The organism is Pseudomonas sp. Marseille-QA0892, from assembly GCF_054950135.1.
This window is the reverse complement of sequence record NZ_CM143104.1, coordinates 4,337,942-4,364,453: the sequence shown is the minus strand read 5'-3', so window position 1 is coordinate 4,364,453 and position 26,512 is coordinate 4,337,942. Positions and strand designations below refer to the sequence as shown.

Annotated in this window: 20 protein-coding genes; 14 read left to right on the top strand and 6 right to left on the bottom strand. The window is 62.8% G+C overall.

Annotation, left to right across the window (positions count from 1 at the left end; all coding sequences use genetic code 11):
• The first annotated feature begins 242 nt into the window (after positions 1-242).
• Together ACY8D3_RS20195 and ACY8D3_RS20190 are read left to right on the top strand one after the other, a co-directional pair.
• Positions 243-971 (top strand): response regulator, encoded by a 729-nt coding sequence (locus ACY8D3_RS20195; protein WP_462380623.1) that lies wholly within the window; start codon positions 243-245, stop codon positions 969-971.
• Complete coding sequence (locus ACY8D3_RS20190; protein ID WP_462380622.1) at positions 968-2,353, top strand: ATP-binding protein; 1,386 nt, start codon at positions 968-970, stop codon at positions 2,351-2,353. The genes ACY8D3_RS20195 and ACY8D3_RS20190 overlap by 4 nt, the downstream gene beginning before the upstream one ends.
• On the opposite strand, the gene ACY8D3_RS20185 is transcribed toward ACY8D3_RS20190, so the two are convergent.
• The 4 genes from ACY8D3_RS20185 to nudE form a co-directional block, all read right to left on the bottom strand.
• Positions 2,354-4,309, bottom strand: coding sequence for a bifunctional diguanylate cyclase/phosphodiesterase (locus tag ACY8D3_RS20185; protein ID WP_462380621.1), 1,956 nt, complete (start codon positions 4,307-4,309; stop codon positions 2,354-2,356).
• A 9-nt stretch (positions 4,310-4,318) separates the two neighbouring features.
• Positions 4,319-5,002: a cysteine protease LapG gene (lapG, locus tag ACY8D3_RS20180; RefSeq protein WP_462380620.1), complete on the bottom strand. Its 684-nt coding sequence runs from the start codon at positions 5,000-5,002 to the stop codon at positions 4,319-4,321.
• A gap of 218 nt (positions 5,003-5,220) precedes the next feature.
• Entirely contained in the window at positions 5,221-6,039 is an 819-nt protein-coding gene (gene cysQ / locus ACY8D3_RS20175) for a 3'(2'),5'-bisphosphate nucleotidase CysQ (protein WP_462384464.1), read from the bottom strand.
• Between the two features lie 8 nt (positions 6,040-6,047).
• A complete protein-coding gene (gene nudE / locus ACY8D3_RS20170; RefSeq protein WP_462380619.1) occupies positions 6,048-6,614 on the bottom strand; it encodes an ADP compounds hydrolase NudE in 567 nt (188 codons plus the stop codon).
• Between the two features lie 69 nt (positions 6,615-6,683).
• Between nudE and yrfG the strand changes: the two genes are divergently transcribed.
• From yrfG to ACY8D3_RS20150, 4 genes are all read left to right on the top strand, one after another.
• Positions 6,684-7,349, top strand: coding sequence for a GMP/IMP nucleotidase (gene yrfG, locus ACY8D3_RS20165; protein ID WP_462380618.1), 666 nt, complete (start codon positions 6,684-6,686; stop codon positions 7,347-7,349).
• A 100-nt stretch (positions 7,350-7,449) separates the two neighbouring features.
• Positions 7,450-8,337 carry a LysR family transcriptional regulator gene (locus ACY8D3_RS20160; protein ID WP_462380617.1) on the top strand — a complete coding sequence of 296 codons (888 nt, stop codon included), beginning with the start codon at positions 7,450-7,452 and terminating at the stop codon, positions 8,335-8,337.
• A 235-nt stretch (positions 8,338-8,572) separates the two neighbouring features.
• Positions 8,573-9,427 (top strand): formate dehydrogenase accessory sulfurtransferase FdhD, encoded by an 855-nt coding sequence (fdhD, locus tag ACY8D3_RS20155; RefSeq protein WP_462380616.1) that lies wholly within the window; start codon positions 8,573-8,575, stop codon positions 9,425-9,427.
• On the top strand, positions 9,424-11,748 hold the full coding sequence (locus ACY8D3_RS20150) for an FdhF/YdeP family oxidoreductase (protein WP_462380615.1): 2,325 nt from the start codon (positions 9,424-9,426) through the stop codon (positions 11,746-11,748). The genes fdhD and ACY8D3_RS20150 overlap by 4 nt, the downstream gene beginning before the upstream one ends.
• 210 nt (positions 11,749-11,958) lie before the next feature.
• Here ACY8D3_RS20150 and tfpB read toward each other — a convergent pair whose 3' ends face one another.
• Positions 11,959-13,743, bottom strand: coding sequence for a type IV pilus assembly ATPase TfpB (gene tfpB / locus ACY8D3_RS20145; protein WP_462380614.1), 1,785 nt, complete (start codon positions 13,741-13,743; stop codon positions 11,959-11,961).
• A 336-nt stretch (positions 13,744-14,079) separates the two neighbouring features.
• On the opposite strand from tfpB, the gene ACY8D3_RS20140 reads away from it, so the two are divergent.
• On the top strand, positions 14,080-15,273 hold the full coding sequence (locus ACY8D3_RS20140) for a class I SAM-dependent rRNA methyltransferase (RefSeq protein ID WP_462380613.1): 1,194 nt from the start codon (positions 14,080-14,082) through the stop codon (positions 15,271-15,273).
• Positions 15,274-15,348: 75 nt separating this feature from the next.
• Here ACY8D3_RS20140 and ACY8D3_RS20135 read toward each other — a convergent pair whose 3' ends face one another.
• The gene (locus tag ACY8D3_RS20135; RefSeq protein ID WP_462380612.1) at positions 15,349-16,242 is read right to left on the bottom strand and encodes a LysR family transcriptional regulator; all 894 of its coding nucleotides are present in this window, start codon (positions 16,240-16,242) and stop codon (positions 15,349-15,351) included.
• A gap of 121 nt (positions 16,243-16,363) precedes the next feature.
• Between ACY8D3_RS20135 and ACY8D3_RS20130 the strand changes: the two genes are divergently transcribed.
• The 7 genes from ACY8D3_RS20130 (at position 16,364) to ACY8D3_RS20100 (ending at position 26,220) form a co-directional block, all read left to right on the top strand.
• Positions 16,364-17,605 (top strand): D-amino acid dehydrogenase, encoded by a 1,242-nt coding sequence (locus tag ACY8D3_RS20130; RefSeq protein WP_462380610.1) that lies wholly within the window; start codon positions 16,364-16,366, stop codon positions 17,603-17,605.
• A gap of 34 nt (positions 17,606-17,639) precedes the next feature.
• Positions 17,640-17,996, top strand: coding sequence for a RidA family protein (locus tag ACY8D3_RS20125; RefSeq protein ID WP_462380608.1), 357 nt, complete (start codon positions 17,640-17,642; stop codon positions 17,994-17,996).
• Positions 17,997-18,160: 164 nt separating this feature from the next.
• Positions 18,161-19,135: a TAXI family TRAP transporter solute-binding subunit gene (locus tag ACY8D3_RS20120; RefSeq protein WP_462380607.1), complete on the top strand. Its 975-nt coding sequence runs from the start codon at positions 18,161-18,163 to the stop codon at positions 19,133-19,135.
• An 82-nt stretch (positions 19,136-19,217) separates the two neighbouring features.
• Entirely contained in the window at positions 19,218-21,791 is a 2,574-nt protein-coding gene (locus tag ACY8D3_RS20115; protein WP_462380606.1) for a TRAP transporter permease, read from the top strand.
• 314 nt (positions 21,792-22,105) lie between these two features.
• Positions 22,106-23,944, top strand: coding sequence for a dihydroxy-acid dehydratase (gene ilvD / locus ACY8D3_RS20110; RefSeq protein ID WP_462380605.1), 1,839 nt, complete (start codon positions 22,106-22,108; stop codon positions 23,942-23,944).
• Between the two features lie 217 nt (positions 23,945-24,161).
• Positions 24,162-24,605 (top strand): DUF2846 domain-containing protein, encoded by a 444-nt coding sequence (locus ACY8D3_RS20105; RefSeq protein ID WP_462380604.1) that lies wholly within the window; start codon positions 24,162-24,164, stop codon positions 24,603-24,605.
• Between the two features lie 232 nt (positions 24,606-24,837).
• A complete protein-coding gene (locus tag ACY8D3_RS20100) occupies positions 24,838-26,220 on the top strand; it encodes a nucleobase:cation symporter-2 family protein (protein WP_462380603.1) in 1,383 nt (460 codons plus the stop codon).
• Positions 26,221-26,512: the final 292 nt, after the last annotated feature.

The following is a 26,512-nucleotide window of genomic DNA, read 5'->3' as shown; positions in this document are numbered from 1 at the left end:
CTCTGCCTCGCGCTGGCATGGGTAACGACGGACGCTTACTGTTACGATAATTACTCGCATTTACATCGGCGGAGTCTATCGACCCCATTCGCCGCTCCGGCGCCTCGAAATGTAATCGTGTTGCGTCAGCTGCCGTTCCGTTACATACCATTACAATTTGCTTACGAAGTTCGGAGGCCTACGAGGTTTCTGCCTTGGCGGGCACGCCAATCCATATTGAAGGCTGCGTATCGATGGACCCGATGAAAGCTCACACTGACCACCTCCTGATCGTGGACGACGACCCTGACATTCGGCAGCTGCTAGCCGACTACCTTCAAGCGGCAGGCTTTCGAACGACACTGGCAGCAGATGGCCGGGAAATGCGTAGGCGTCTGGAAGAATGTGTCATTGACCTGCTCGTGCTGGACATCATGCTTCCTGGCGAAGATGGCCTGGCCTTGTGCCGTGAGATTCGCGCACGTAGCACGCTACCGATCGTCATGCTCACTGCGCGCGGCGAGCTGCTCGACCGCGTGATTGGCCTGGAAATGGGTGCGGATGACTACCTGCCCAAGCCCTTCGATCCGCGAGAATTGCTCGCACGGATCAAGTCGGTGCTCAACCGGACCCGCACCTTCCCCGACCACAATCGCCCAGATGACACGCGCTCACTGGTCTTCGAGGGCTGGCTGCTGGACACACGTACACGTCAGCTGCGCTCGCCCACCGGGTTGATCGTCAGCCTCGGCAACTCCGATTTCCGCGTGCTACGTCTGTTGCTCGAACATCCCAACCGGCCCCTGAGCCGCGATTTTCTGCTCAGCCAGGTGTTTGGCAAGGAGCGCTCGCCGTTCGACCGCTCCATTGACGTTTGCATCAGCCGGCTTCGCCAGCACCTCGAGCCCAATCCACGCGCACCTGGCCTTATCCGAACCGTTCGCAACGAGGGCTACATGCTGACGGCAGGTCGAATAGAGAAGCAGGCATGAAGCTCTGGCCGCGCTCGCTGTACGGGCGTCTGGTGATCATCCTGGTCGGCGGCATGCTGGCCGCCCAACTGCTGACCAGCAGCATCTGGTACGACATCAGGCACACACAGAGCTTGGAGATTCCTGCCCGACTCACCGCTGCACGGGTCGCCGATATCCTGATCACCGCACGTGAAGCGCCAGACCAACTGGATGCGCTCGTCCGCGCCATGAACCATCCGGGATTCAGGGTCGAGATTTCATCGGGCACGGGCCGAGCAGCGCCGACAGGGATACCACCGCCCACCGAGCGACTCATCCGCGACCTGCTGCGAGAGCGCACAGGCGCAGAAGTCGCCCTGCAGATGCACACCATCGAGTTGGTCGACGTGGACGGTCAACGTGCAGGGCTAAGCACCCTGCTCGGGACGGATACTGCGGTAGGTCATTTTGCGCTTAGCGTTTCGCTGCCCGACGGCCGGATTGCGCGCATCGATGTGCGCGAGTCACAGGGCTGGACCAGCCAGGCGCCGGCCGAGGTATTGCTCGACGTCTTCTGGCGTGTCTACCTGCTGCGAATTCTGGTCATCGTGGCCATCGCGATGCTCGCCGTGCATTTCGTCATCAGGCCGCTGCGACAGATGACGGCTGCCGCCGAAGCCCTCGGCGCCGACATTCATCGCCCGCCACTGGATGTCGACGGGCCACGCGAAGTCATGGCTGCGGCCCAGGCGTTCAATCTCATGCAGCAGCGGTTGATCGACACCTTCGCCGAGCGGACACGCTTTCTTGCCGCCGTGTCTCACGACTTGCGCACCCCCATTACGCGCATGCGGCTGCGGACCGAGATGCTCGAGAATGAGAATTCACGGGCACGCTTTCGCAGTGACCTGCAGCACATGGAAGACCTCGTCTCGGCCACGCTGACGTTCGTTCGCAGCGGCGAGCGTCAGGAATCGCGAGAGGCCGTCGACATCGATGCGTTGCTCGACAGCCTCCGGGCAGACCTGGCGGACATGGACGCGCGCGTCGAGATCGGGGGCTCGGCCTCCCGTGCATTCGCGGGTTATCCACAGAGCCTGAAACGCTGCCTGCAAAATTTACTGGATAACGCCGTGCGCTATGGAGAGTGGGCGCAAATCATCGTCGACGATAAGCCCGACTGCCTGCGCATCGTGATTTCCGACCACGGTCCCGGCTTGCCTGCGGACCAGCTCGAACAGGTCATGAAACCGTTCCACCGGCTGGAGGACTCCCGCAACTTTGACTCCGGCGGCTATGGGCTGGGCCTGAGCATCGCCGATGGCATTGCCCGCGCCCATGGCGGAACCCTCACCCTCCTCAATCGCCAGGACGGCACCGGCCTGGATGCCGTCCTGGCGTTGCCGCACGCCCGGACATGATCAGTGCGGCCAAGGCTCCGGCATCCCCAAGCGGGCGCCGGTAGCGCCGGCGATGCCCATCTCGGTCAGGACGCTTAACTCGCCTTCGGTCTCGACCCGCTCGGCAACCACGGGGAGGTCAATGCTGCTTGCCGCCTGCTGGACCGCTTCGATGAACAGTCGTTTGTCGGCCTCGACATCAAGGTTGCGAATGTAGCTCCCGTCGAGCTTCAGGTAGGCCAGGCCAAGGCGGGCCAGGTTACCGATGAGGCTGAAGCGGCCGCCGAAATGCTGAATGGCCAGGCCAGTGCTGGTGAGGTCGCGCAACGCCTTGGCCAGTGACTCGAGCTCGCGTGCATCTGGCAGGTGGCGCTCATCAAGCTCAAGGGTCAGGCGGGCGGCGGCTGCCGGCTGTGCGCTCAGATGCTGCAACAAGGCCTGGCGTGCGGCGGCGTCGCCTACCGTCGCGTGTGAAACGCTCAGCGACATCGGAGAGTCATGCGACGCCATCTGCTCGAGCAGCAGCTCCACCATCACCAGATCCAGCCGGGCGCTCCAGCCGAAACGCTCAATCCAGGGCAGGAAGCCACCTGCAGCAATGATGCTGCCCGTTTCGTCTCGCAACCGGGCGAGCGCCTTGTAGTGCAGGATTTGCCCCGTTATGGGCAGGGTCTGCACGGGCTGGAAATGAAGCTCAAAGCGACGCGCGGTGAGTGCCGCCTCCAGCCGCGCGCGCCAAACGCCCTGGTCGTGGGCAGGTCGATAGGCGGAGCCATCGAGCACCAGCGACCAGCCGTAACCACTTTGCACCGTAGCCACACCCAGCGCTTCGTCGACGCGCATCAACAAGGCGGTCGGCTTTTCACCTGCGCGATACAGTGTCGCTCCGACGTGCACTCGTGCGTTGCGGGTTCGTTCATCGCTCTGCAGTAGCGCTTGAAACGCGTGCGCCAGCCGTTCGGCCAAGCGCTCGGCCTCCTCGCGAAGAAGGCCAGGCGCAAGCAAGGCGAACTGGGCGCCGCGGCTGCGAGCGATCAGGCCCTCAGTACCCGCCGCCGGCGTCCCCTGCTCGCGCAGTACGTTCGCCATGCGCTGGAGCAGGTCGTCCGTGGCGTGACCACCCAGGCGCTGGTTGATGCCGGCCAGGTCATCCAGACGCACCATGAAAAACGCGCCGGTGCTGGCCTGCTCTTCGTTGCTCAGAAGCTGTTGCATCTCCAGGTCGAGACGCCGACGGTTTGCCAGGCCGGTGAGGCTGTCGACGTAGGCTTCATCACGAAGCTGCTCGCTCCGCTCAGCCTGTTCCTGGAAGACGGCCTTGAGCCTCTCGACCATTGAATTCATGGCGCCAACGACGCGACGAAACTCGGGTGTGCGGGGAAGCTCGGGCAAGCTGATGAATTGACGGTCCGCAATCGCCTGCGACTGGCGCACCAGGTAATCCAACGGGCGCAGCTGCAAACGCAACAGAATGCCGCCAAGTACGATCGCGACGACGCCACAGCCGAGCAGCCAGAACAGGCTACCCAACGCAGCGCTCCACAGGCGCGCGATCGCAAAGCGCGGATGGCTGAGGACTTCGACCCTTGCCGCCTGATCCCAGCCTCGCATGACCACAGCCTCTGCCGGCTGCGGGTCGATACGCACCAGTCGTTCGAACCAGTCCGGTACTTCCGGCGTTTGTGGCGAAGCGCTGCGTTCGACCATCAGGTGGCCGTCCTGCTGCAGGTCATAGACCCGGATGCGATCGTAATAGCCGCTGTCGAAAATGGAGCTGACAAGCAACTCCACCATTGCCGGATCGTCGATGTTCGGCGTCAGGGTCATGGCCAATGCAGTTGCGGCATCCTGCGCATGCGAGCGTAGCTGCTCGACGGATTGCCCACGCGAGCTCTCCAGGCTGGCCAGAAAGCTGCCGGTGAAGGCGATCACCAGAAACAGGCAGATGCCAAGAAAGAGTTGCTTGAAGAGGGACATTCCGTCTCCTTACCGTGGGGCGTCGGCCAAGAGGCCTTCGGCGCGCATTTTTCCGAGGAGATCCTGCCAGCGCGAGAGGCGCTTGCTGTCTCCAACCTTTTCGTTTCCGGGCCGCCCGGGCAACCACAAGCCACCACCGTTGAAGGAATACACCGGCAGCAGGTCGCGACGCTCATTGGCAGGCAGGATGTCGTTGATGATGTTGTCCAGCACTCGTGGCGTCGACGTCGGGGTGGCGTAGTAAGTCAGCACCATGTGCGCCTGATTCAGGCGCAGCGCCTTGACGTAGGTAATCCGCAGCTTGTCGTCCGGGACTCCCAGTTCACGCAGGCTCACGTACTTGGCGATCGCATAGTCCTCGCAATCGCCGGCACCCTTCATCAACGCCTCGATAGGCGTAGCCCAATAGTCGGCGGTATTCCAGACGATCTGGTCGTCGCGCCAGAGCACCACACGGTTGAAGAACTGATTGACGGCCTGGAGCTGATCCTCGGCGCTGAGCTTGCGGCTCGCGTCGAGCATTTCACGCCAGGCGATGATCCGACCACGTCCGTCCCCCAAAGGCCCGTACAGCTGCTCGGCTCGCTGTAAAAGCGCACCGGTCTGCAGGTCCGCTCGCAGGCCGCCTGCGAGCACCAACAAGACGAGCCAGATCCAACACAGACGCCTGACCGGCCAGCGCAGCAAACTCATCGGGCAGCCGCTCGCCAGACGCATTTTTGAGCATCAGGCCGGAAGACAGCGGAACGACGGGCGAGAGCGCTCAGGGCGGCATCCTCACCACCAACAGGTGGGTGTACGTGACAGATAGGGATAGGCGGCAAGACGCCGCGTGTCTTTAAGGCACCAGGGATCGCACTGTCTGTGTTGACCCAGGCCGTGACGGGTTATCGGCCTCGCCGTCGCGTACTTTACCGGTTGGCGACCGCCTCTCGCGCCAGGGCGACCAACGCATCGCGCCAAGCGACCCCTTTAGGCAGCGCCAGGAAATCGGGATTAAGAAAGTCTTCACGCATGTCGTAGCGAAGGGGCGTCCCGTGCGTCTCCAGAATCTCCCCTCCCGCGCCCTCCAGAACACCTTGCGCAGCCGCCGTATCCCATTGGGAGGTTGGCGCGAGCCTGGGATAGCAATCTGCGCGGCCCTCCGCGAGCAGGCAAAATTTCAGCGAACTGCCCACATTGACTCGGCTAAGCCCGCCGACCTCGGCCGACAACCCTTCCAGCAATCGTGCCTGGGCCTCACTCCCATGACGGCGGCTGGCGACCACTTCGAACGCGTCGACAGGTTGCTGCCGAACCTGGATAGCACTCGCAGGCGCGTCGGGCGTGTCCTGGCGCCAGGCGCCCATACCGTCGCCGCCAAAGAAGCATTGGCCGCTCACTGGAATGCCGACAACACCGAATACGACGCGGCCGGCTTCAATGAGCGCAACATTGACCGTGAATTCGTCCGTTCCAGCGATGAACTCCTTGGTGCCGTCCAGTGGGTCGACGAGCCACCACCGCGTCCACGCCGATCGCTCGCCTAGAGGGATATCGCAGTCTTCTTCGGACAACACCGGAATATCCGGCGCGATGCGCTTCAGCCCTTCAGCCAACACGCGGTGCGCGGCGTAGTCGGCTTCGGTAACCGGTGACGCATCGGCCTTTTCGATGACCTGCGTGTTGTTGCGCCAGAATGGCAGGATAGCCTCGCCGGCTTCACGAACCAGTGGAATCACGGCATGCATCAGAGCCTTCACAGTACCAGCTCTCCACGCTGCACCAGCAGGTCCCGGGTGAGGTACAACGCCGCCAGCGCACGTCCTTCACTGAATTGGGGGTGCTGGACGAGGCTGGACAGCTCGCGCAGGTTCACCTTATCCACGCGCAACGGTTCGGGCTCGTCGCCAGGCAAGGTTTCAGGATAGAGGTCACGCGCCAGGACGACCTGGATCTTCTGGCTCATATAGCCCGGTGACAGGCTCAGTTCGGTCAGGTACTCAAGTGTGCGTGCGCCAAAACCGGCTTCTTCCTTGAGTTCGCGATTCGCAGCAACCAGCACATCCTCGCCGGGTTCGATCAGCCCCTTGGGCAGGGAAATCTGATAATCCTCGGTGCCTCCACAATACTCCTCGACGAGCAGTACATGCTCGGCATCGGCCAGCGCGACGATCATGACGGCCCCGTGCCCCGTGCCCTTGCCCACGAGACGCTCGTAGGTGCGCTCCTCACCATTGGAGAAGCGCAGTTGCACAGCCTCCACGCGGAACAGACGGCTGGCGGCGACGATGTCGCGAGAGAGCACGGTAGGTTTCTGGCGCATGGGGCGGCTCCGGCAAACGAGTCCCGGTATCATACCTGCCTTTACCGGCGTCGCGGACCGCAACACGACATGAGCACCCTGCCCTGGCACCAGATCGATACCGTCCTGCTGGATATGGACGGCACGCTACTGGACCTGCACTTCGATAATCACTTCTGGCTCGAGTACCTGCCGCGCCGCTATGCCGAACACCACCGTATCAGCGAAGCGATGGCGGCAATGGAGCTGGAGCCTCTTTTTCATGAAAACGCCGGCACGCTCAACTGGTACTGCCTGGATTTCTGGACCCGCGAACTGGACCTGCCCATCGTGGCGCTCAAGCGTGAAATCGCGAATCTCATTGCGCTTCGCCCCGACGCCGATCTGTTCCTCCAGGCCTTGCGCGACGTCGGCAAGCACGTCGTGATGATCACCAACGCTCATCGTGACTCGCTCAGCCTCAAGCTCGAACGCGTCGAACTGGCACCCTATTTCCACCGGATGATCAGCTCACATGACTATGGCTTCCCCAAGGAAGCACCTGCGTTCTGGGACAGCCTGCAGGCCGATCTTCGCTTCGATCCGTCGCGCGCACTGTTCATCGACGACAGCCTGCCCGTACTCCGCGCCGCTCAGCGCTATGGCATCGGCCATTTGCTGGCGGTGAGCGAGCCGGACAGTCGCCGCGGCCCGAAAGATACCGAGGAGTTTGACGCAGTCGTGGATTACCGGACGCTCGTGGACGGCATGCGTTGACCGTCCTGCTGCCTGCGAATCGAAGCCGTATATCCCGGTTGGCGGGGCTTCCATCGCGTTAACGCTTGAGCGCCTTCCTTGATCGCTGTAGCTTCGGCTGATGGACATCAAACAGCTCAAATTCCTCATCGCGCTCGACGAGACACGCCATTTCGGTCAGGCCGCCGCGCGTTGCCACGTGACGCAGCCCACGCTATCGATGCGGCTGCGCAATCTTGAGGAGGAACTGGGGCTGGAACTGGTGCAGCGCGGCCAGCGCTTCGAAGGTTTCACCGAGCCGGGCCAACGTATTCTTGCCTGGGCGCGTAGCGTGCTGGCGGCCCACGACGGCCTGCTGGCGGAAGCTGCAATCACCCGCGGCAACCTGAGCGGCACCCTGCGCATGGGCGTAGTGCCGCTGTCCGCATTCGATCCGCTCCCCCTGCTGCAACGCCTGCATGAACGCCATCCCCACCTGCGCTTCGAGCTGTCTGCGCTGAGCTCGGATGACATCCTGGAAGGGCTCGCCAGCAATCGCCTCGACATGGGCGTCTCCTACCTGGATCGGCTCGACCAGGCCCACTTCGAATCGCTGAACCTGGCCGCAACGCGCATGGGTCTGCTGTATGACCAGCGGCATTTCACGTTCGAGGGAGAAGCGCTCGTCTGGGAACAGCTGGGCGAACTGCCCCTTGGCGTCCTGTCGGCAGGTATGCATTTCCGCCAGTCGATCGACCATGGCTTTCGCTCACGCGGGCTGACCCTTGCGCCACTGCTCGAGACCGATGCCGTTCACCAGCTGTTACAGGCCGTACATGGCGGGTTCTGCTGCGCCATCATGCCGCTTGAGAGTGGCCTCGACGCGCTCACCGAGCACCTGCGCCTACACCCGATCGACAATGCGAACACCATCGCGCCGGTCGGCTTGATCATGCGCCGTCATGCGCCACGCTCGCCGTTGGCAGACGTCTGCTTCAGGGAAATGCAAAGCCTGCTGGGCCTGGGCTGAGCCTGTCGGTGATAAAGCGTATTTATGACCGCCTGGCATTTCGCACTTTTTGAAGGCGGCCGCCACATTTCTGAATTCCAACGATACCGCTGGCTGGACCGCAAGCCCCGTGGCAGCTTGTCGCAGCAACCTTGATCGACACTGTCAATCAAAACATCGGCAGCACCGATTGGACGACCGAACCGACGAGGCATAACCTGCTCAAATAACGATCAATATAGATCGGTGCCAGATTATGCCTGCCTCGCGTCGCCCTCACGCTCCCCTCAAGGCCGTGGACGCTCCCGTCGTCGCTGCCAGCCGTGAATACCGCTACCAACCACTGGCGGACGCAGATTCCCTGCCAGTCGATTTGGCCGAAGAGTGTGCGCTGGCAATCGCCTATAACGGCATCAGCCAGGCGGTGATGATGGTCACCCCAACCGACCTGGAAGATTTCGTCGTCGGGTTCAGCCTGGGAAACGGGACGGTAGAATCGATTGATGACATCTACGACCTGACCCTTACCGGCGAAGGCGAGTCGCGCAATGCCGAAGTCCAGATCGCCAACCGTGCATTTTGGGAGCTCAAGCAACAACGGCGTCAGCTCGCCGGGACCAGCGGTTGCGGCCTGTGTGGTGTCGAAGCGCTCGACCAGGCGCTCCCTGAACTTCCGGTACTAACCCCCGCCCCACTGCCTCCAGCCGCCTGGCTTGAGGGCTTGCGTCAGCGGGTGAGCGAATTCCAGCCGCTGGGCCAGCACTGCGGCGCCGTGCACGCGGCGGTGTTCATGAATGCAGAGGGCGAATTGCAGTTCGGCCGAGAAGATATTGGTCGGCACAACGCACTCGACAAGCTCATCGGCGCGCTTCTGCGCCAGGGGCTTTCCCCGGCAGACGGTATTGCTGTCGTGACCAGCCGTTGCAGCCTGGAGCTTATCCACAAGGCACTGCGTGCGGGCCTGCGAACCCTGGTCAGCTTTTCCGCACCCACCGGGCTCGCCGTGCAATGGGCGCGCCGCCACCACCTGAACCTTATCCATATCCCTCATCACAGTGCGCCCCGGGTCTATAGCCCGGCGCCCAGCGAAGAAGAAGTAGAGTCGCCATGAGCCTGCAGCAGATCAACCCACGCTACAAACCTTACAAGGGCGCCGCCGCCGGATGGGGTGCGCTGAAAGCCGTCACGCATTTCTGGCTGGACAGCAAGCAGCCTTTCAAGAACCTGCGTGCGTTGCTCAAGACCAACCAGAATGGTGGCTTCGACTGCCCTGGCTGCGCGTGGGGCGACTCGCCCGAAGACGGCCGCATCAAGTTCTGCGAGAACGGCGCCAAGGCGGTGAACTGGGAAGCGACCAAGCGCCGCGTCGATGCCGCCTTCTTCGCCAAGTACAGCGTTAGCCAGCTACGCGACCAGAGCGACTATTGGCTCGAATACCAGGGCCGGCTGACCCAGCCCATGCGCTATGACGCGGCCTCCGATCACTACGTACCGATCGAATGGGATGACGCGTTCGCCCTGATTGCCAAGCACCTGAAGAACCTGCATAACCCGGATCAGGCAGAGTTCTATACCTCAGGCCGGGCGAGCAACGAAGCGGCGTTCCTGTATCAACTGTTCGTGCGCGCCTTCGGTACCAACAACTTCCCGGACTGCTCGAACATGTGCCACGAGGCGAGCGGCGTTGCCCTCGGTCAGAGCGTGGGCGTTGGCAAAGGCACCGTGACCTTCGCCGACTTCGAGCATGCTGATGCGATCTTCGTCATTGGCCAGAACCCAGGCACCAATCACCCACGCATGCTCGAGCCCCTGCGCGAAGCGGTCAAGCGTGGGGCGCAGGTCGTCTGCTTCAACCCGCTCAAGGAGCGCGGCCTGGAGCGTTTCCAGCATCCGCAGCATGCCCTGGAGATGTTGACCAACGGCTCCGCACCGCTGAACACCGCCTTCTTCCGCCCCGCCCTGGGTGGCGACATGGCCGCGCTGCGCGGCATGGCCAAGTTCCTGCTGCAGTGGGAGCGCGATGCGCAGGCCAAGGGTGACGCACCGGTTTTCGATCATGCGTTCATCGCTGAGCACACCGACGGTATGGATGCGTACCTGGCCGAAGTCGATGCCACGCCCTGGGATCTCATCGAGTCGCAATCGGGACTCACACTGGCAGAAATCGAGCAGGCGGCGCGCATGTACCGTCGCGGCAAGAACGTCATCATCTGCTGGGCGATGGGTATCACGCAGCACCGCCATTCGGTGCCGACCATTCAGGAGATCGTCAACCTTCAGCTGCTGTGCGGAGACGTCGGCCGCCCCGGCGCGGGCCTTTGCCCTGTCCGTGGTCACAGCAACGTTCAGGGCGACCGTACGATGGGCATCAACGACAAGCCCCCGGTGGCGCTGCTCGACTCGATCGAAAAGCGCTTTGGCTTCAAGGTACCGCGCCATAACGGCCACAACACCGTCGAAGCGATCGAAGCCATGATCGAAGGACGCGCCAAGGTGTTCATCGGCCTGGGCGGCAACTTCGCACAGGCAACGCCAGACAGCCCGCGCACTCACAAAGCGCTGCAAAACTGCAACCTGACGGTACAGATCAGCACCAAGCTCAACCGCAGCCACCTGACCGTGGGCACCGATGCGCTTATTCTCCCTTGCCTCGGCCGTACCGACATCGATCGCCAGGCCGATGGCCCACAGGCCGTGACCGTCGAAGACTCGTTCAGCATGGTTCATGCGTCGTTCGGCCAGCTCGAGCCGATTCGCGGTGCGCAGATGAAGTCCGAGCCGGCTGTGATCGCCGGTATCGCAAAGGCGACGCTGGGTGATTTCCCGGTGAAGTGGGATACCTTGATCGCAGACTACGATCGCATTCGTGATTTGATCGCCGACACCATCCCGGGCTTCAAGGACTTCAACCAGCGTGTCGCCAACCCCGGTGGTTTCTACCTGGGCAACGCCGCGGGTGCGCGTAAGTGGACCACCGCCAGCGCCAAGGCCAACTTCAAGGCCAACCCGCTGCCGGCCGACCTGATCTCGGAACGTGTCCGCAACAGTGGCCAGACGCACGACCTCGTGCTGCAAACCATGCGCTCGCACGACCAGTACAACACCACCATCTACGGTCTCGACGACCGTTACCGCGGGGTCCGCGGGCAGCGCGACGTCATCTTCGCCAATGAAGAAGACATTCGCCGCCTTGGGTATGAGTCGGGCCAGAAGGTAGATGTTGTCTCCCTGTGGGACGACGGCATCGAGCGCAAGGTGAGCAACTTCACCCTGCTCGCCTACGACATGCCGAAGGGCCAGGCAGCCGCCTACTACCCGGAAACCAACCCGCTGGTCCCGCTGGACAGCTATGGCGTTGGCAGCTTCACACCGACGTCCAAGTTCGTTGCCATCAAGATCCAGCCTGCCCAGCAGACCGCGCGTATCGCCTGAGGCGCGCGGTGAACGGCGGATTACGCCTCCGGCTAATCCGCCCTACGGGTGGTGCGTTCACGTCCGTATGGAAGCGTGTTGCCCTGATGGTCCAGCATAGCCCGGCAGACCGCGCGGGTTGCCTGAGGCGAGGTGAGCGGCGGATTACGCCGTTGCCTGCGGAGTGGGCTGTCGTATCAACGAGTGTTCGCGGAGCCCACCAGTGCGTTGCTACCGCTGCTCACTTTGCGGCGTGACGCGCAAGACTTCTTCAATTGTCGTCTGGCCCGCTGCGATCTTTTGCGCGCCGGAAAGGCGCAGGCTACGCATCCCTTCCTTGAAGGCCGTCCGGCGGAGGGCGATGAGGTCAGTGTCGGCGGTGATGGCCGGCTTGAGGTTGTCGGTGAGCACCATGATTTCATACACACCGGCCCGGCCCCGGTATCCCGTCTCGCGGCACTCGGTACAGCCCACGGCACGATGCGCCCCGGTCGGTACCGGCGCGCTCCAGGGACGGGTAAGGGTCTGCCAGTCGTCCGTGGAGACTTCCACCGGCGCCTTGCAATGCGGGCACAGCGTGCGTACCAGTCGCTGCGCCATTACCCCCAGCAACGTGGCCCGCAGCAGGTAATACGGCACGCCCAGCTCCAGCAGACGGGAGATCGCGCTTGGGGCGTCATTCGTGTGCAGCGTGGAGAGCACGAGGTGGCCGGTCAACGCCGCCTGGATCGCCATCTCGGCGGTTTCCAGGTCGCGTATCTCGCCCACCATGATGATGTCCGGGTCCTGCCGCATCAGCGCCCGGACGCCGCTGGCGAAGGTCAGTTCGATATTGTGCTGCACCTGCATCTGATTGAAGGCCGGCTCGATCATCTCGATCGGATCTTCGATGGTGCAGACGTTCACCTCGCTGGTCGCGAGCTGCTTGAGGGTGGTGTAGAGCGTGGTCGTCTTGCCGGAGCCGGTAGGGCCGGTGACGAGAATGATCCCGTTGGGCTGGCTCGTCATGCTCTGCCAGCGGCGTAGGTCCTCCGCGGAAAAACCCAGGGCATCGAAGCTTTTGAGCAAGACCTCCGGGTCGAAAATCCGCATCACCATCTTCTCGCCGAACGCCGTAGGCAGGGTCGACAAGCGCAGCTCGACCTCACCGCCGTCTGGCGTACGCGTCTTGATCCGGCCGTCCTGTGGCTTGCGCTTCTCCGCGACGTTCATTCGGCCCAGGCTCTTCAAGCGGCTGATGACCGCCATCGCCACCTGCGCGGGGAACTGATAGACGTTATGCAGCACGCCATCGATGCGGAAGCGGACCGTGCCGGCCTCACGTCGCGGCTCGATGTGGATGTCGCTGGCGCGCTGCTGGTACGCGTACTGGAACAGCCAATCCACGATGTTGACGATATGCGCGTCGTTGGCATCGGGCTCCTTGTCTTGCGCGCCCAGGCTCAGCAGCTGTTCGAAGTTGCCAATACTGCTGATCTTCTGATCGGACGATGTCGCGCCGCTCACGGAGCGGGCCAGCCGGTAGAACTCGTTGGTAAAACGCTCAAGGTCAGCAGGGTTTACGACAACGCGCCTGATGGGCCTTTTCAGCACATGCGTCAGGTTTGGCTCCCAGCTGCTGATGAAGGGCTGGGCGCTGGCGATGGTCACGCTCTCGGCATCGACGTCCACCGCCAGAATCTTGTGACGCTGGGCGAAGGCGTAGGACATCAGTGGCGTGACGGCCGCGGCATCGATCTTCAGGGGATCGATGCGCAGATAGGGCTGCCCCGCGTAGTCCGCCAGCCAGCGCGTCAGCGCCTCAAGGTCCAGCTTGCGACCCGGCCGCGACAGATCGTCGACCTGCTGAGACGCCAGGAACTCCAGCGGATGCTGCTGGTTATTCATCACGCTGCGGCGGATGGCCAGGCACTGCTCGGCGATATCCTGGTCCACACGCCCCTGCGCGACGAGCTCGCGCAGCACCTCACCGAGGTCGAGCCAACGATCGGGGGCAGCCTGTGGATGTGCGGACATGCGAACTCCTGTTGATCAATCGACGGGCAAGGATGCCGCAATCGACTCGAGGCCGAAACCTCGGCGCGTCGAGCCTGCGGTGTAGGTCCGCCTGCGTGAAAGCTTTGGGGCTTGGCAACACGCATTAAATACTTTGACCTTCGAGATTCGGATTCGCAGGACAACCAAAGGGTTCTACGCAGCATGTTGCCTGGCGACGATCGTAGGCGGCATTCGGTAGCCGGCGCGGCCATCCGCCTCATGCATCGACGCTCGCCCGTTCGTTAAACGCCCGTTGGCACTGGAGCCGCAACCGCCCATTGCCTACAATCTCGCCCCTTTATCCTGGAGCCCGCCATGACCCTGCCTGCCTTGCGTTTGAAAGCCAACGCCGATCGACGCCTGCGCGCCGGCCATCTGTGGGTCTACAGCAACGAGATCGACGTGGCAGCGACACCACTGGGCGGCTTCGAGCCAGGCGACCAAGCGATTCTCGAAGCCGCAGGCGGCAAGCCGCTGGGCATTGTGGCGATGTCGCCAAATAACCTGATCTGCGCACGCGTGCTGTCCCGAGACCTCAAGCATCCACTGGACAAGTCCTTGCTAGTCCACCGCGTCAAGGTCGCCCTCAGCCTGCGTGAGCGGCTGTTCGAAACGGCCGACTACCGCCTGATCTACGGCGACTCGGACCTGCTGCCAGGTTTGGTGGTGGATCGTTTCGGTGACTACCTCGTCGTCCAGATCGCCTCGCCCACCATGGAGCGTCATCGCGACGATGTGCTGGCAGCGTTGCTACAGGTGCTCAAGCCCGCCGGCGTACTGTGGAAGAACGATTCCAGCGCCCGGGACGCCGAAGGCTTGCCCCGCTACGTCGAGAACGCCTATGGCGAGGTCCCGGACTTCCTGCCGCTCGTCGAGAACGGCGTGAAGTTCGAAGCGCCGGTTCGCGAAGGCCAGAAGACGGGCTGGTTCTATGACCATCGCATGAACCGTGCGCGGCTGGCCCCCTATGTCGCCGGCAAGCGTGTTCTGGACCTGTTCAGCTACGTGGGCGGCTGGGGCGTGCAGGCCGCCGCGTTCGGCGCCAGCGAAGTGATGTGCGTGGATGCCTCCGGCTTCGCCCTGGATGGCGTCGAGCGTAACGCGGCACTTAACGGCGTCGCCGAGAAGATGGCCTGCGTGGAAGGCGACGTGTTCGAGGCCATGAAGGAGCTCAAGGCGGCCGAAGAACGCTTCGACGTGATCGTTGCCGACCCACCCGCCTTCATCAAGCGCAAGAAGGACCTGAAGAACGGCGAAGCGGCCTACCGCCGTCTAAACGAGCAGGCCATGCGCCTACTCAACAAGGACGGCATCCTCGTCAGTGCGTCGTGCTCGATGCACCTGCCCGAGGACGACCTGCAAAACATTCTGCTCGGGAGCGCCCGCCATCTGGATCGCCACATCCAGATCCTCGAGCGCGGCGCACAGGGGCCGGATCATCCGGTGCACCCCGCTATCGGCGAGACCCGCTACATCAAGAGCATCACCTGCCGCATCCTGCCCAGCTGATTCTTCGCGGCGTGCAACGTGCGATCTGCGGTGCGGGCGCTTCGGCGTTCGTGCCGCAGCGTTCGACTGCATCGCCTATGGCATCAGGGGCCGCGCGACATCAGCGAGCATGGCCAACAAGCGCTTTGGCGCTTCGGCTTCGCCCTCGTCGAGCCGCGTGACGGCGTAGCAATTCACGGCCAGCGCCGGCGTCAGCGCACGCGGCTGTACCGGAGGGCCATCACCATACGCCGTGAGCGGGTCGACAACCGCCAGCCCCATCCCCTTCGATACCAGCGCTCGTGCCAGCTGCCAGGTCTGGACCCGCGCCATGATCTGCGGCTCGCTGCGACTTTCGGACAAATGCCGCTCCAATAGCGCGCCCAACGCGTCGCGGGTATCCAGAGCAATCAAGGGCTGCTGGCCCAATTCATCAATGGACAATGGAGCGACCCGCTCCGCCTCGGACCACCGTCCCTGCGGCGCGATCACGGCCATGTGCCCTTGCGCCAGGCTGCGCACCTTCAGCCCAGGGTGTTTGGGGTCCTGCAGGGTCAGACCAATATCAGCATCATGGAGCAACAGGCTATCGATCAGTTGCGGCGTGTGATGGGTGATCAGCTCGCAGGGGGCCTCGGGGTAGAGCTCACGCCATTCAGGGATAACCTTAGGTAATAAAGTCTGTGCCAAGCTGGGTGTGGCGACGATCCGGAGGGCGCGAGCCGCATGACGGCGCAAATTGCCCGCCAATCGCCGCGCTGCCTGCAATTCTTCGAACACCTTGGCGGTAGTCTTCTCGAGAATTCGCGCTTCGGCGGTGGGCACCAGCTGCCCCCGTATACGGTTGAATAGCATGAAGCCCAGTTGCGCCTCGGCATGCTGGAGCGCCTTTGTCGCCGCAGGCTGCGAGATATTGAGCAGGCTGGCAGCGCCGGTGACCGAGCCCGTCTGCAGGATGGCCTGGAAGATTTCGATGTGACGCAATCGCATGAGGCACTCCGTTCCTGCACCAATCCATAACCAAAGGGCATAGCGTAGCGTCATTTGTTCATTGGCGGCAGCACAGGGCGCGGCGGTACGGTGCCAGGACACTACTCTGGAGTCTGCAGCCATGCCTCAGGTTGCCATCATCGGCGGAGGCGTCGTCGGCATGACGACGGCGTATGCCCTGGTCCGCGCCGGCCACTCAGTCACCGTCATCGAGCCTCATGAGGGCCCCGCACGCGAGGCCAGCTATGCCAATGGCGGTCAGCTCAGCTACCGCTATGTCGCGCCGCTGGCTGACGCCGGTGTTCCGCTGAAGGCACTCGGCTGGATGCTGCAAGGGGCTGATGCGCCCCTCAAGTTTCGCCCGCGCCTGAGCCCAACGCAGTGGCGCTGGTCGCTGAGCTTCCTTGCGGCTTGCCGGCGCTCCGTCAACGAGCGCAACGGCGCGCATCTGCTGCGCCTTTCGCTGTTGAGTCAGAAAGTGCTGCAGGAATGGCGTGAACAGGATGGCTTGGACGGATTCGCCTGGCAACGCAATGGCAAGCTGGTGATCTACCGCAAATCGGAAAGCTTCAAGCGCGCCGCGAGCGGCATCGGCCCGGAAGACGAACGTCAGATGCTGTCCCCGACAGCATGCGTCGAGCACGAACCTGCGCTGTCAGCCATCGCTGATCAAATTGTGGGAGGCGTGCTCAGCCCCTCCGATGAAGCGGGCGATTGCCGACTGTTTTGCGAAGCGCTCGAACAGCGTCTGATTGAAAGTGGCCGGTATCAGCGCCTCACGGATCGCGTGGTCGCCTTCGAGCATGGCAGTGGCCGGGTCCACGGCATCTCTCTCGAAAGCGGCGAAACCCTACGACCGGACGAAACGGTGTTGGCAGCGGGCAATGCCAGTGCCGCTTTGGCACGCAAGCTGGCGATCGAGCTCCCCCTCTATCCGCTCAAGGGCTATAGCCTCACGGTGCCGGCCGGCGAGGGCTGCCCGTCCGTAAGTGTCACCGATTTCGACAACAAGGTCGTCTATGCTCGCCTCGGTGATCACCTTCGGGTGGCCGCCATGGTGGATATAGGCGCGACCGACACGCGCGTCTCACCGGCGCGCATGGCGGCCCTGAGAGCGCTGTGCAAACGCACGTTCCCGGCGGCAGGCGACTATGACCGCGCCGAGGAATGGGCCGGCCAACGCCCCTCGACACCCGAAGGCCCACCGGTCCTGGGTGCAACGCCACTGGCCAATTTCTGGCTCAACGTTGGCCATGGCAGTCTCGGCTTCACGTTGTCCTGCGCCAGCGCGGCAGTCGTAACGCATTTGATCGATCGGCGGCCCGCCCCCATCGCACTCGACGGCCTGATGCTGTCCCATTGAAGCAACTCAAGAATCACACAACCAAGGAGCTCCCATGACCATCCAGCGTATCGCCCCCAATGCCCGCATGAGCGGCGCCGTCGTCAGCCATGGCCTGGTCTTTTTGTCGGGTCAGGTGCCCGATGATCGCAGCCTGGATTGCGCCGGGCAGACACGTGAAGTATTACGCAAGATCGATGATCTACTGGCCCAGGCAGGCAGCGACAAAAGCCATTTGCTCAGCGCTCAGATCTGGTTGAAAAATATCGATAAGGATTTTAGTGCCATGAATGAGGTATGGTCCGCGTGGTTGCCTGAAGGCTGCGCCCCCGCAAGGGCCACCGTACAGGCACCCATGGCATCGCCTGACGTACTGGTGGAGATCATGATCACCGCCACCACCGCCGCCTGACCCACCCGTCGGGAAGCGGAAAGGAGGCCTGTTGACGCTACTTGCCCTATCGCGCTGTCCGACTCGAAGGCGGCGCGTCCCGGGGGTGGCGACGCAGGCCCGCAGATCGCGCTGACCACAAGATTGGCGCAACGGATAACAACTCGATAACAAGGACTTCAGCCATGAAGAAATTTGCACTCTCCGCAACGTTGGCTGCTTTCGCCGCCGCATCGACGCTCGCCAGCGTCGGGGCCCAGGCGCAAGAGCGCTTCGTCACCATCGGCACCGGTGGCCAGACGGGCGTTTACTACGTTGCCGGTCAGTCAATCTGCCGCTTCCTGAACCGCACTGGCGCCGACCAGAACATCAAGTGCAACGCGCCCTCTACCGCGGCCAGCGTGTTCAACGTCAATGCGCTGCGTAGCGGCGAATTCAACTTCGGCTTCACCCAGTCGGACCACCAGTACAAGGCCATGAAAGGTCTGCCGCCCTTCAAGAACGAAGGCGCCATGGAGAACCTGCGCGCCGTCTTCTCGATGCAGACCGAAGTGCTGACCGTACTCGCCCGCGACAGCGCCAACATCAAGTCTTTCGACGACCTGAAGGGCAAGCGCGTCAACATTGGCGTCCCGGGTTCGGGCAGCCGCGACACCTTCGAAGAAGTCATGCAGGCCAAGGGCTGGAACAACGGCACCTTCTCGCTGGCTGCGGAACTGCGCCCGGCAGAGATGGCCTCTGCACTCGCCGACAATAACCTCGACGTCATGACCTACGTGGTCGGTCACCCAAGTGGCGCGATCCAGGAAGGCCTGTCCGTCGTGCCGTCGCACATCGTGCCGGTCGAAGGCCCCGAGATCGACAAGATGCTCGAGGAGAAGACCTACTACGTGAAGGCCGAAATCCCAGCTGGCCTGTACAAGGGCGTCGACAAGCCCGTGCAGTCCCTGGGCGGGAAGGCGCTGCTGACCACCACAGCCGAGACCGATCCCGAGATGGTCTACCTGCTGGTGAAGTCGGTGTTCGAGAACTTCGATCGCTTCAAGCGTCTGCACCCTGCGTTCGCGAACCTGAACGAGAAAGAAATGATCTCGACCGGCATGTCCGCGCCGCTGCATGAAGGTGCCGAGCGTTACTACAAAGAGCGCGGCTGGCTGTAAGACGCCCCGCTCCATGAGCTGAAACTGCGGCTGGTCGCTGATGCGCCCAGCCGTTTTCGTTGTGTCGCCTGCGGATCTTTTCATGACCGACATCAAATCACTTTCTGCCGAGGAGCTTGCGGCCCAGGAAACGGGAGCCCGTAGCCCCGCTGGCGCCGTCGGGGCGCTGATCGCCGTGCTCGCCCTTGGCTGGTCGTTGTTCCAACTCTGGATCGCCTCGCCGCTGCCGTTCGTGTTCGGCATCGGCCTGCTCAACGACACCGAAAGCCGCGCCATTCACCTGGTGTTCGCCCTGGCGCTGGCGTTCCTTGCCTACCCGGCCTTTCGCCGGTCGCCGCGCGATCGGGTGCCCGCCACGGACTTTGTCCTGGGCCTGCTCGTGTGCGCCGCCACGCTTTATCTCTGCGTGTTCTATCGTGAGCTGTCCACCCGTCCGGGCAACCCGACGACGCTGGACCTGATGACAGCCCTCATCGGCATCCCACTCCTGCTGGAAGCCACACGCCGCACGCTCGGCCCACCGCTGGCCATCATCGCGCTGGTTTTTCTGGTCTACTCACTGGCCGGCCCCTGGATGCCCGGTATGCTCGCCCACCGTGGCGTGAGCTTCACAGGCCTCGCCAACCATCAGTGGTTGAGCACGGAAGGCGTGTTCGGCGTGGCACTCGGCGTTTCGACGAGCTTCATCTTCCTGTTCGTGCTGTTCGGCGCACTGCTCGAACGGGCCGGTGCAGGCCATTACTTCATTCAGCTGGCCTTCTCGATGCTGGGCCACTACCGCGGTGGCCCGGCGAAGGCGTCGGTCGTAGGCTCCATGTTCACCGGCCTGATCAGCGGCTCGTCGATCGCGAACGTAGTGACGACCGGCACCTTCACCATTCCGATGATGAAGAAGGTCGGCTATCCCGGCACCAAGGCCGGCGCGATCGAAGTCGCTTCCTCCACCAATGGCCAGATGATGCCCCCGGTGATGGGCGCCGCAGCGTTCCTGATGGTTGAGTACGTCGGCATCCCCTATGCGGACGTCCTGCGCCACGCATTCCTGCCAGCGACCATCTCGTACATCACCCTGCTCTGGATCGTGCATCTCGAGGCGGTGAAACTGGACCTGAAAGGCCTGCCGCGTCGCGAAACACGCCCGTTCATGCGTCGCCTGATCGGTTTCTGCTTCGGCGTAGCCTTCATCAGTGGCCTGTCGATGGCCGTCTACTACGGCCTGGGCTGGCTCAAGCCGCTGCTCGGTGACAGTGCCGCCTGGGTGATTGCAGGCCTGATCCTGATCGTCTACCTGGCGCTCGTGAAAGTCGCAGCCAGTGTGCCGCCGCTGCCGGCTGAGGACCCGAACAAGCCGCTCGAGGAGCTACCTTCCACGCGCGCCGTGCTGCTCTCGGGTCTGCATTTCATGCTGCCAGTCGTCGTGCTGGTCTGGTGCCTGATGGTCGAGCGCCTGTCTCCCGGCATGTCAGCGTTCTGGGCCGTCGTGATGCTGATGTTCATCCTCGTCACCCAGCGTCCCCTGCTGGGCTGGATGCGCAAGGATGGGGGAGCCACCAACGGCACCTTCCGTGAAGGGCTGGGCGACCTCTATCACGGCCTCATCAACGGCGCGCGCAACATGATCGGTATCGGCATCGCCACGGCGACTGCGGGCATCGTGGTAGGCGCGATCTCGCAGACGGGCGTTGGCCTGGTACTGGCGGACCTCGTTGAAGCGCTGTCGATGGGCAACCTGCTGCTGATGCTGATCCTCATCGGTATCTTCTGCCTCATCCTCGGTCTGGGCCTGCCGACCACCGCCAACTACATCGTGGTGTCGTCGCTCATGGCGCCCGTCGTGGTTGCCCTGGGCCAGCAGAACGGCCTGGTCGTACCGCTGATCGCCGTACACATGTTCGTCTTCTATTTCGGCCTGCTTGCCGACGCGACGCCGCCCGTGGGCCTCGCCTCATTCGCAGCGGCCGCGATCTCCAAGGACAACCCGATCAGCACCGGTGTGCAGGCGTTCCTCTACGAGTCGCGCAGCATCATCTGGCCGTTCATGTTCATCTTCAACACAGACCTGCTGTTGATCGGTGTGACCCTCGGACAGGGCATCGTGACCTTCATCACGGCCACGATCGCCATGCTGATGTTCGCGTCGGCGACACAAGGCTGGTTCCTGGCGAAGAACCGCTGGTACGAAGGCATCCTGCTGCTGTTGATCTCGTTCACCCTGTTCCGGCCCGGCTTCTGGATGGACATGATCGAGCCACCGTTCCGCGATGAGCCAGCGGCCAACTTTGCCCAGGCGCTGGCCGATGCCGAGCCCGGCGATGAACTGCGCATGGTCGTGCGCAACGAAGCCGTCGGCGGCGCCGAACAGACGCTGACCATCCTCCTGCCCATCCCGGAAGGCTCGGGTGAGGAACGCCTCGAGACGCTCGGCATCACGCTGTTCGAGGAAGATGGCAAGACGATCATCGACAACGTGGCGTTCAGCAGCCCGGCTGAAGCGGCAGGCCTGCAGTTCGATCAGGAAATCCTCCAACTGCAGATGCCTAACCATCGTCCGCCGCGTCAGCTGATGTGGATCCCGGCGCTTGCGCTGCTTGGCCTCGTGGCCTGGTTGCAGCGACGTCGCCTACGGCAGACGCCGGGCGCTGCTGCGACCGTCTAAGCCAAATGCCGGCGTCCGCAACGGGCGCCGGTTTGCCCTCTGTCCCGCCACGCTTTCCCCAAGCGGAGATGGCGGCGTAGAATCCAGTGCTTTCTGCCACTCATCTTCGGCGGACCCAGAGCCCGGCCTCGGCAGCGGCGATCCCGCGTACCCAAGGCCTGTCGCAGGCACAGAGTCGACCGTCAAACGGCCCAAGCGACGCTCGTTGAACGAACCCCAAGGGGCCCCGGCCGATGGCCTTTGCGACTGCCCGATGCAGTCCCGCCATCGTCACGGGTGATCCCATCCGACCTGATCAGCCGCAGGAACCCGTCATGCCTGACTATCGCTCCAAAACATCCACCTTCGGCCGCAACATGGCCGGCGCCCGCGCACTCTGGCGCGCCACCGGCATGAAGGACGAAGATTTCAAGAAGCCGATCATCGCGATCGCCAACTCGTTCACCCAGTTCGTCCCGGGTCACGTGCACCTGAAGGACCTGGGGCAGCTTGTTGCCCGTGAGATCGAAAAGGCCGGTGGCGTGGCCAAGGAATTCAACACCATTGCCGTGGATGACGGGATCGCCATGGGCCACGACGGCATGCTCTATTCGCTGCCCAGCCGCGAGATCATCGCCGACTCCGTGGAATACATGGTCAACGCGCACTGCGCCGATGCCATTGTCTGCATCTCCAACTGCGACAAGATCACCCCCGGCATGCTCATGGCCGCCCTGCGCCTGAACATCCCGGTTGTCTTTGTATCCGGCGGCCCGATGGAAGCCGGCAAGACCAAGCTGGCCAGCCATGGCCTGGACCTTGTCGATGCCATGGTCATCGCCGCCGACAGCTCCGCCTCGGACGAGAAGGTGGCTGAGTACGAGCGCAGCGCCTGTCCCACCTGCGGCAGCTGCTCTGGCATGTTCACGGCCAACTCCATGAACTGCCTCACCGAAGCCCTTGGTCTCGCGCTGCCGGGCAACGGCTCGCTGCTGGCGACCCATGCCGACCGCGAGCAACTGTTCCTCCAGGCTGGCCGAACCATCGTCGAGTTGTGCAAGCGCTATTACGGCGAAGGCGATGAGTCCGTTCTGCCGCGCAACATCGCCAGTTACGCCGCATTCGAAAACGCCATGACGCTGGACATCGCCATGGGCGGCTCGACGAACACCATCCTCCACCTGTTGGCTGCCGCCCAGGAAGGGGAAGTGGACTTCGACCTGCGCGCAATCGACGCGCTGTCGCGCAAGGTTCCGCAGTTGTGCAAGGTCGCCCCGAACATCCAGAAGTACCACATGGAAGACGTGCACCGCGCCGGCGGCATCATCAGCATCCTCGGCGAACTGGCCCGCGGCGGCCTACTCAATACCGACCTGCCTACCGTCCATAGCAAGACGCTGGGCGCCGGTATCGAGCATTGGGACATCACCGTGACCCAGGATGAAGCCGTGAAAACCTTCTACAAGGCGGGCCCCGCCGGCATCCCGACCCAGACGGCGTTCAGCCAGTCGACGCGCTGGGACACGCTGGACGATGACCGCGCGAATGGCTGCATTCGCAGCGTCGAGCATGCGTACTCTCAGGAAGGCGGCCTGGCCGTGTTGTACGGCAACATCGCCCTGGATGGCTGCGTGGTGAAGACGGCCGGGGTGGACGAATCCATCCACGTCTTCGAAGGCAACGCCAAGGTGTTCGAAAGCCAGGACAGCGCGGTAAAGGGCATCCTGGGTGACGAGGTGAAGGAAGGCGATATCGTTATCATCCGTTACGAAGGACCAAAAGGCGGCCCGGGCATGCAGGAGATGCTCTACCCGACGTCGTACCTGAAGTCCAAGGGGCTGGGCAAAGCCTGTGCGCTGCTGACCGATGGCCGCTTCTCCGGCGGCACCAGCGGCCTGTCCATCGGCCATGCCTCGCCTGAAGCGGCTGCCGGCGGTGCGATTGGCTTGGTCCAGGACGGTGACAAGATCCTCATCGACATCCCAAACCGCAGCATCAACCTGCTGGTCAGCGATGAAGAGCTGTCCCATCGCCGTATCGAGCAGGACAAGAAAGGCTGGAAGCCCGCCCAGCCCCGCACACGCAAGGTCACCACGGCCCTCAAGGCCTATGCCCTGCTGGCCACCAGCGCCGACAAGGGCGCGGTGCGCAACAAGGCCCTGCTGGACGACTAAGCGGCCTGCAACCCAAAAGCCCGGCCATGCGCCGGGCTTTTTCATGCCGGGCAGTACCCGCTTTGGGTCGTAACCGGATCGACGAAAGGCACAAATAGCTAGATAGCTAACAGCCATCATTCCAAATGAGCTTCTACAATTCGCACCCGATCGAAGCGGCTTTGCCTCTTCGTGCCTATCGCGGGCTGCCCGCAGTCTCAATTTGGAAGAGTGAAGAATGTTCAGAAAAGCGATTCTTGGTTCGGCAATGCTCAGCCTGGCCCTACTTACCGGTTGCGCATCCGTGCCAATGGAGTCAGCGGAGAACGACGCTGCTGCGAAAGCATTTCCCACACCGCCCCAGAGCCAAGCCGGCCTCTATGTCGTCCGCGACTCGTCTTTCGGCGGCGCGCTCAAAAAGGCAATCAAGGTTGATGGCGAACAAATAGGCGAGTCAGCACCCCACACCTATTTCTACCGATTGATCACGCCGGGCGAGCACACACTCGCCACACAATCTGAGTTCAGCGACAACATTTTGGTTTTGAAAGCTGCGCCTGGGAAAAATCACTTTGTTCGCCAGTCAATGAAGATGGGCGTATTCGTCGGAGGGGCCAAATTAACCGAACTCTCTGAAGACGAAGGCAAGAAGGCCGTTCTAGACGCGAAGCTTGCGAAATAACCGGCGCTAGAACACGCCGTTGTCGAGCACGCACTTGGCTCCGGGCACGTATCGTTGCGTGCCCGGAACGCCCCCAACTGACGGGCAAAAGGGGACCCGCGGCCATTCCCCGCGCTCACATCCGGTCTGACCCCACGTTCTGCGACGAAGCGCGTCGCCCTCAGCGATTAATGCGTTCCCCCATCCTTACCACGCCGGTAAAATCGCGGCCTTTTTCGCCCGGACCGCTGCCATGTCCCAGGAAAGCCCTACCCCTGTCTCTGATCGCAACGAGCTGCTTTACGCGCTGGAAGACAAGCCACGGCCGGTCGTGGCGCTGCTGGCAGCGATCCAGCATCTGCTCGCGATCATCGTGCCCATCGTCACGCCTGGCCTGCTGATCTGCCAGGCGCTGGGCGTCTCGGCGCGCGATACCAACCTGATCGTATCGATGTCCCTCGTCATTTCAGGCATCGCAACATTCGTGCAGTGCCGTCGATTCGGCCCTCTGGGGACCGGCCTGCTGATCGTGCAAGGCACCAGCTTCAACTTCGTCGGCCCACTCATCGCCGGCGGTGCGTTGATGGTAAAGAACGGCACGCCTGTGGAAGCGGTCATGGCCGCTATCTTCGGGGTAGTCATGGCAGGTTCGTTCGTGGAAATGGGCGTGTCGCGCATCCTTCCCTTCGTCAAGCGCCTGATCACGCCGCTGGTGACGGGCATCGTCGTCCTGATGATCGGGCTCACACTGATCAAGGTGGGCCTGATCAGTATGGGCGGCGGCTTTTCAGCCATGGCCAACGGCACCTTTGCCAATGGCGAGAACCTGATGTTGTCCGGTCTGGTGTTGGCGACCATCATCATCCTGAACCGTATACCCGTCGTCTGGATGCGCAGCGGCGCCATCGTCATTGCGCTCGGGCTGGGCTACGGGCTCGGCGGCTATCTGGGCCGGCTGAATTTCAGCGGCATGCATGAGGCACCGCTCTTCCAGATCCCGACACCCCTGCACTTCGGCCTGGGATTTTCCTGGTCGCTGTTCGTACCGATGCTGGTGATCTACCTGGTCACCTCTCTCGAAGCGATCGGTGACATCACCGCGACGAGCAAGGTGTCTCGCCAGCCCGTCGAAGGCCCGGTGTGGATGTCCCGGATAAAGGGCGGTGTGCTGGTCAATGGCGCCAACTCCTTCCTCGCTGGGATCTTCAACACCTTCCCGAGCTCGATTTTCGCGCAGAACAACGGTGTCATTCAGTTGACCGGTATCGCCAGCCGCCATATCGGCTTGTGGATCGCCGCCATGCTGGTGCTGCTCGGTCTGTTTCCGGCGGTAGCGGGCGTTATCCAGGCGGTGCCCGAGCCCGTGTTAGGAGGCGCCGCCATGGTCATGTTCGGCGCAGTGGCAGCGTCCGGGATCAACATCCTGGCGGGTGTAAACCTAGATCGGCGTGCCCTGCTCATCATTGCCGTCTCGCTCGCGCTGGGCCTGGGCATCTCTCAGGTCCCCGAGTTCCTCGCGCATATGCCGTCGGCGCTGCGTGACGTGCTGGAATCCGGTGTCGCCACGGGCGGGCTATGTGCGCTGATCATGAACTGGTTCCTGCCGGAGCAGCAGCGCGCAGATCGCGCGGCGTGAACAGGACATCTGTGCCACCGCTTTAGCCCATGCGGTATTGAATGGCTGAGCATCTGGAGGCAGTCCGGCGATGTGCAGCTGTTGCTCCTCACAGATGCACCACCTTTCTTGAAAAAGCACAAAAGGTGGAAGCTTCCGGGCTTCCCGCCTACCCAAGGCTGATTGCCCGGCTGAAAACGATACGCGGGTTTCAACCGCCCTACGGCCTCAACCATCGCTTATGCGCGATCAGGCCCGCATGCCCTCCGTCCAAATTCGGCGGTTGCTTGATAGCCGATAAAGCCGTATCTGC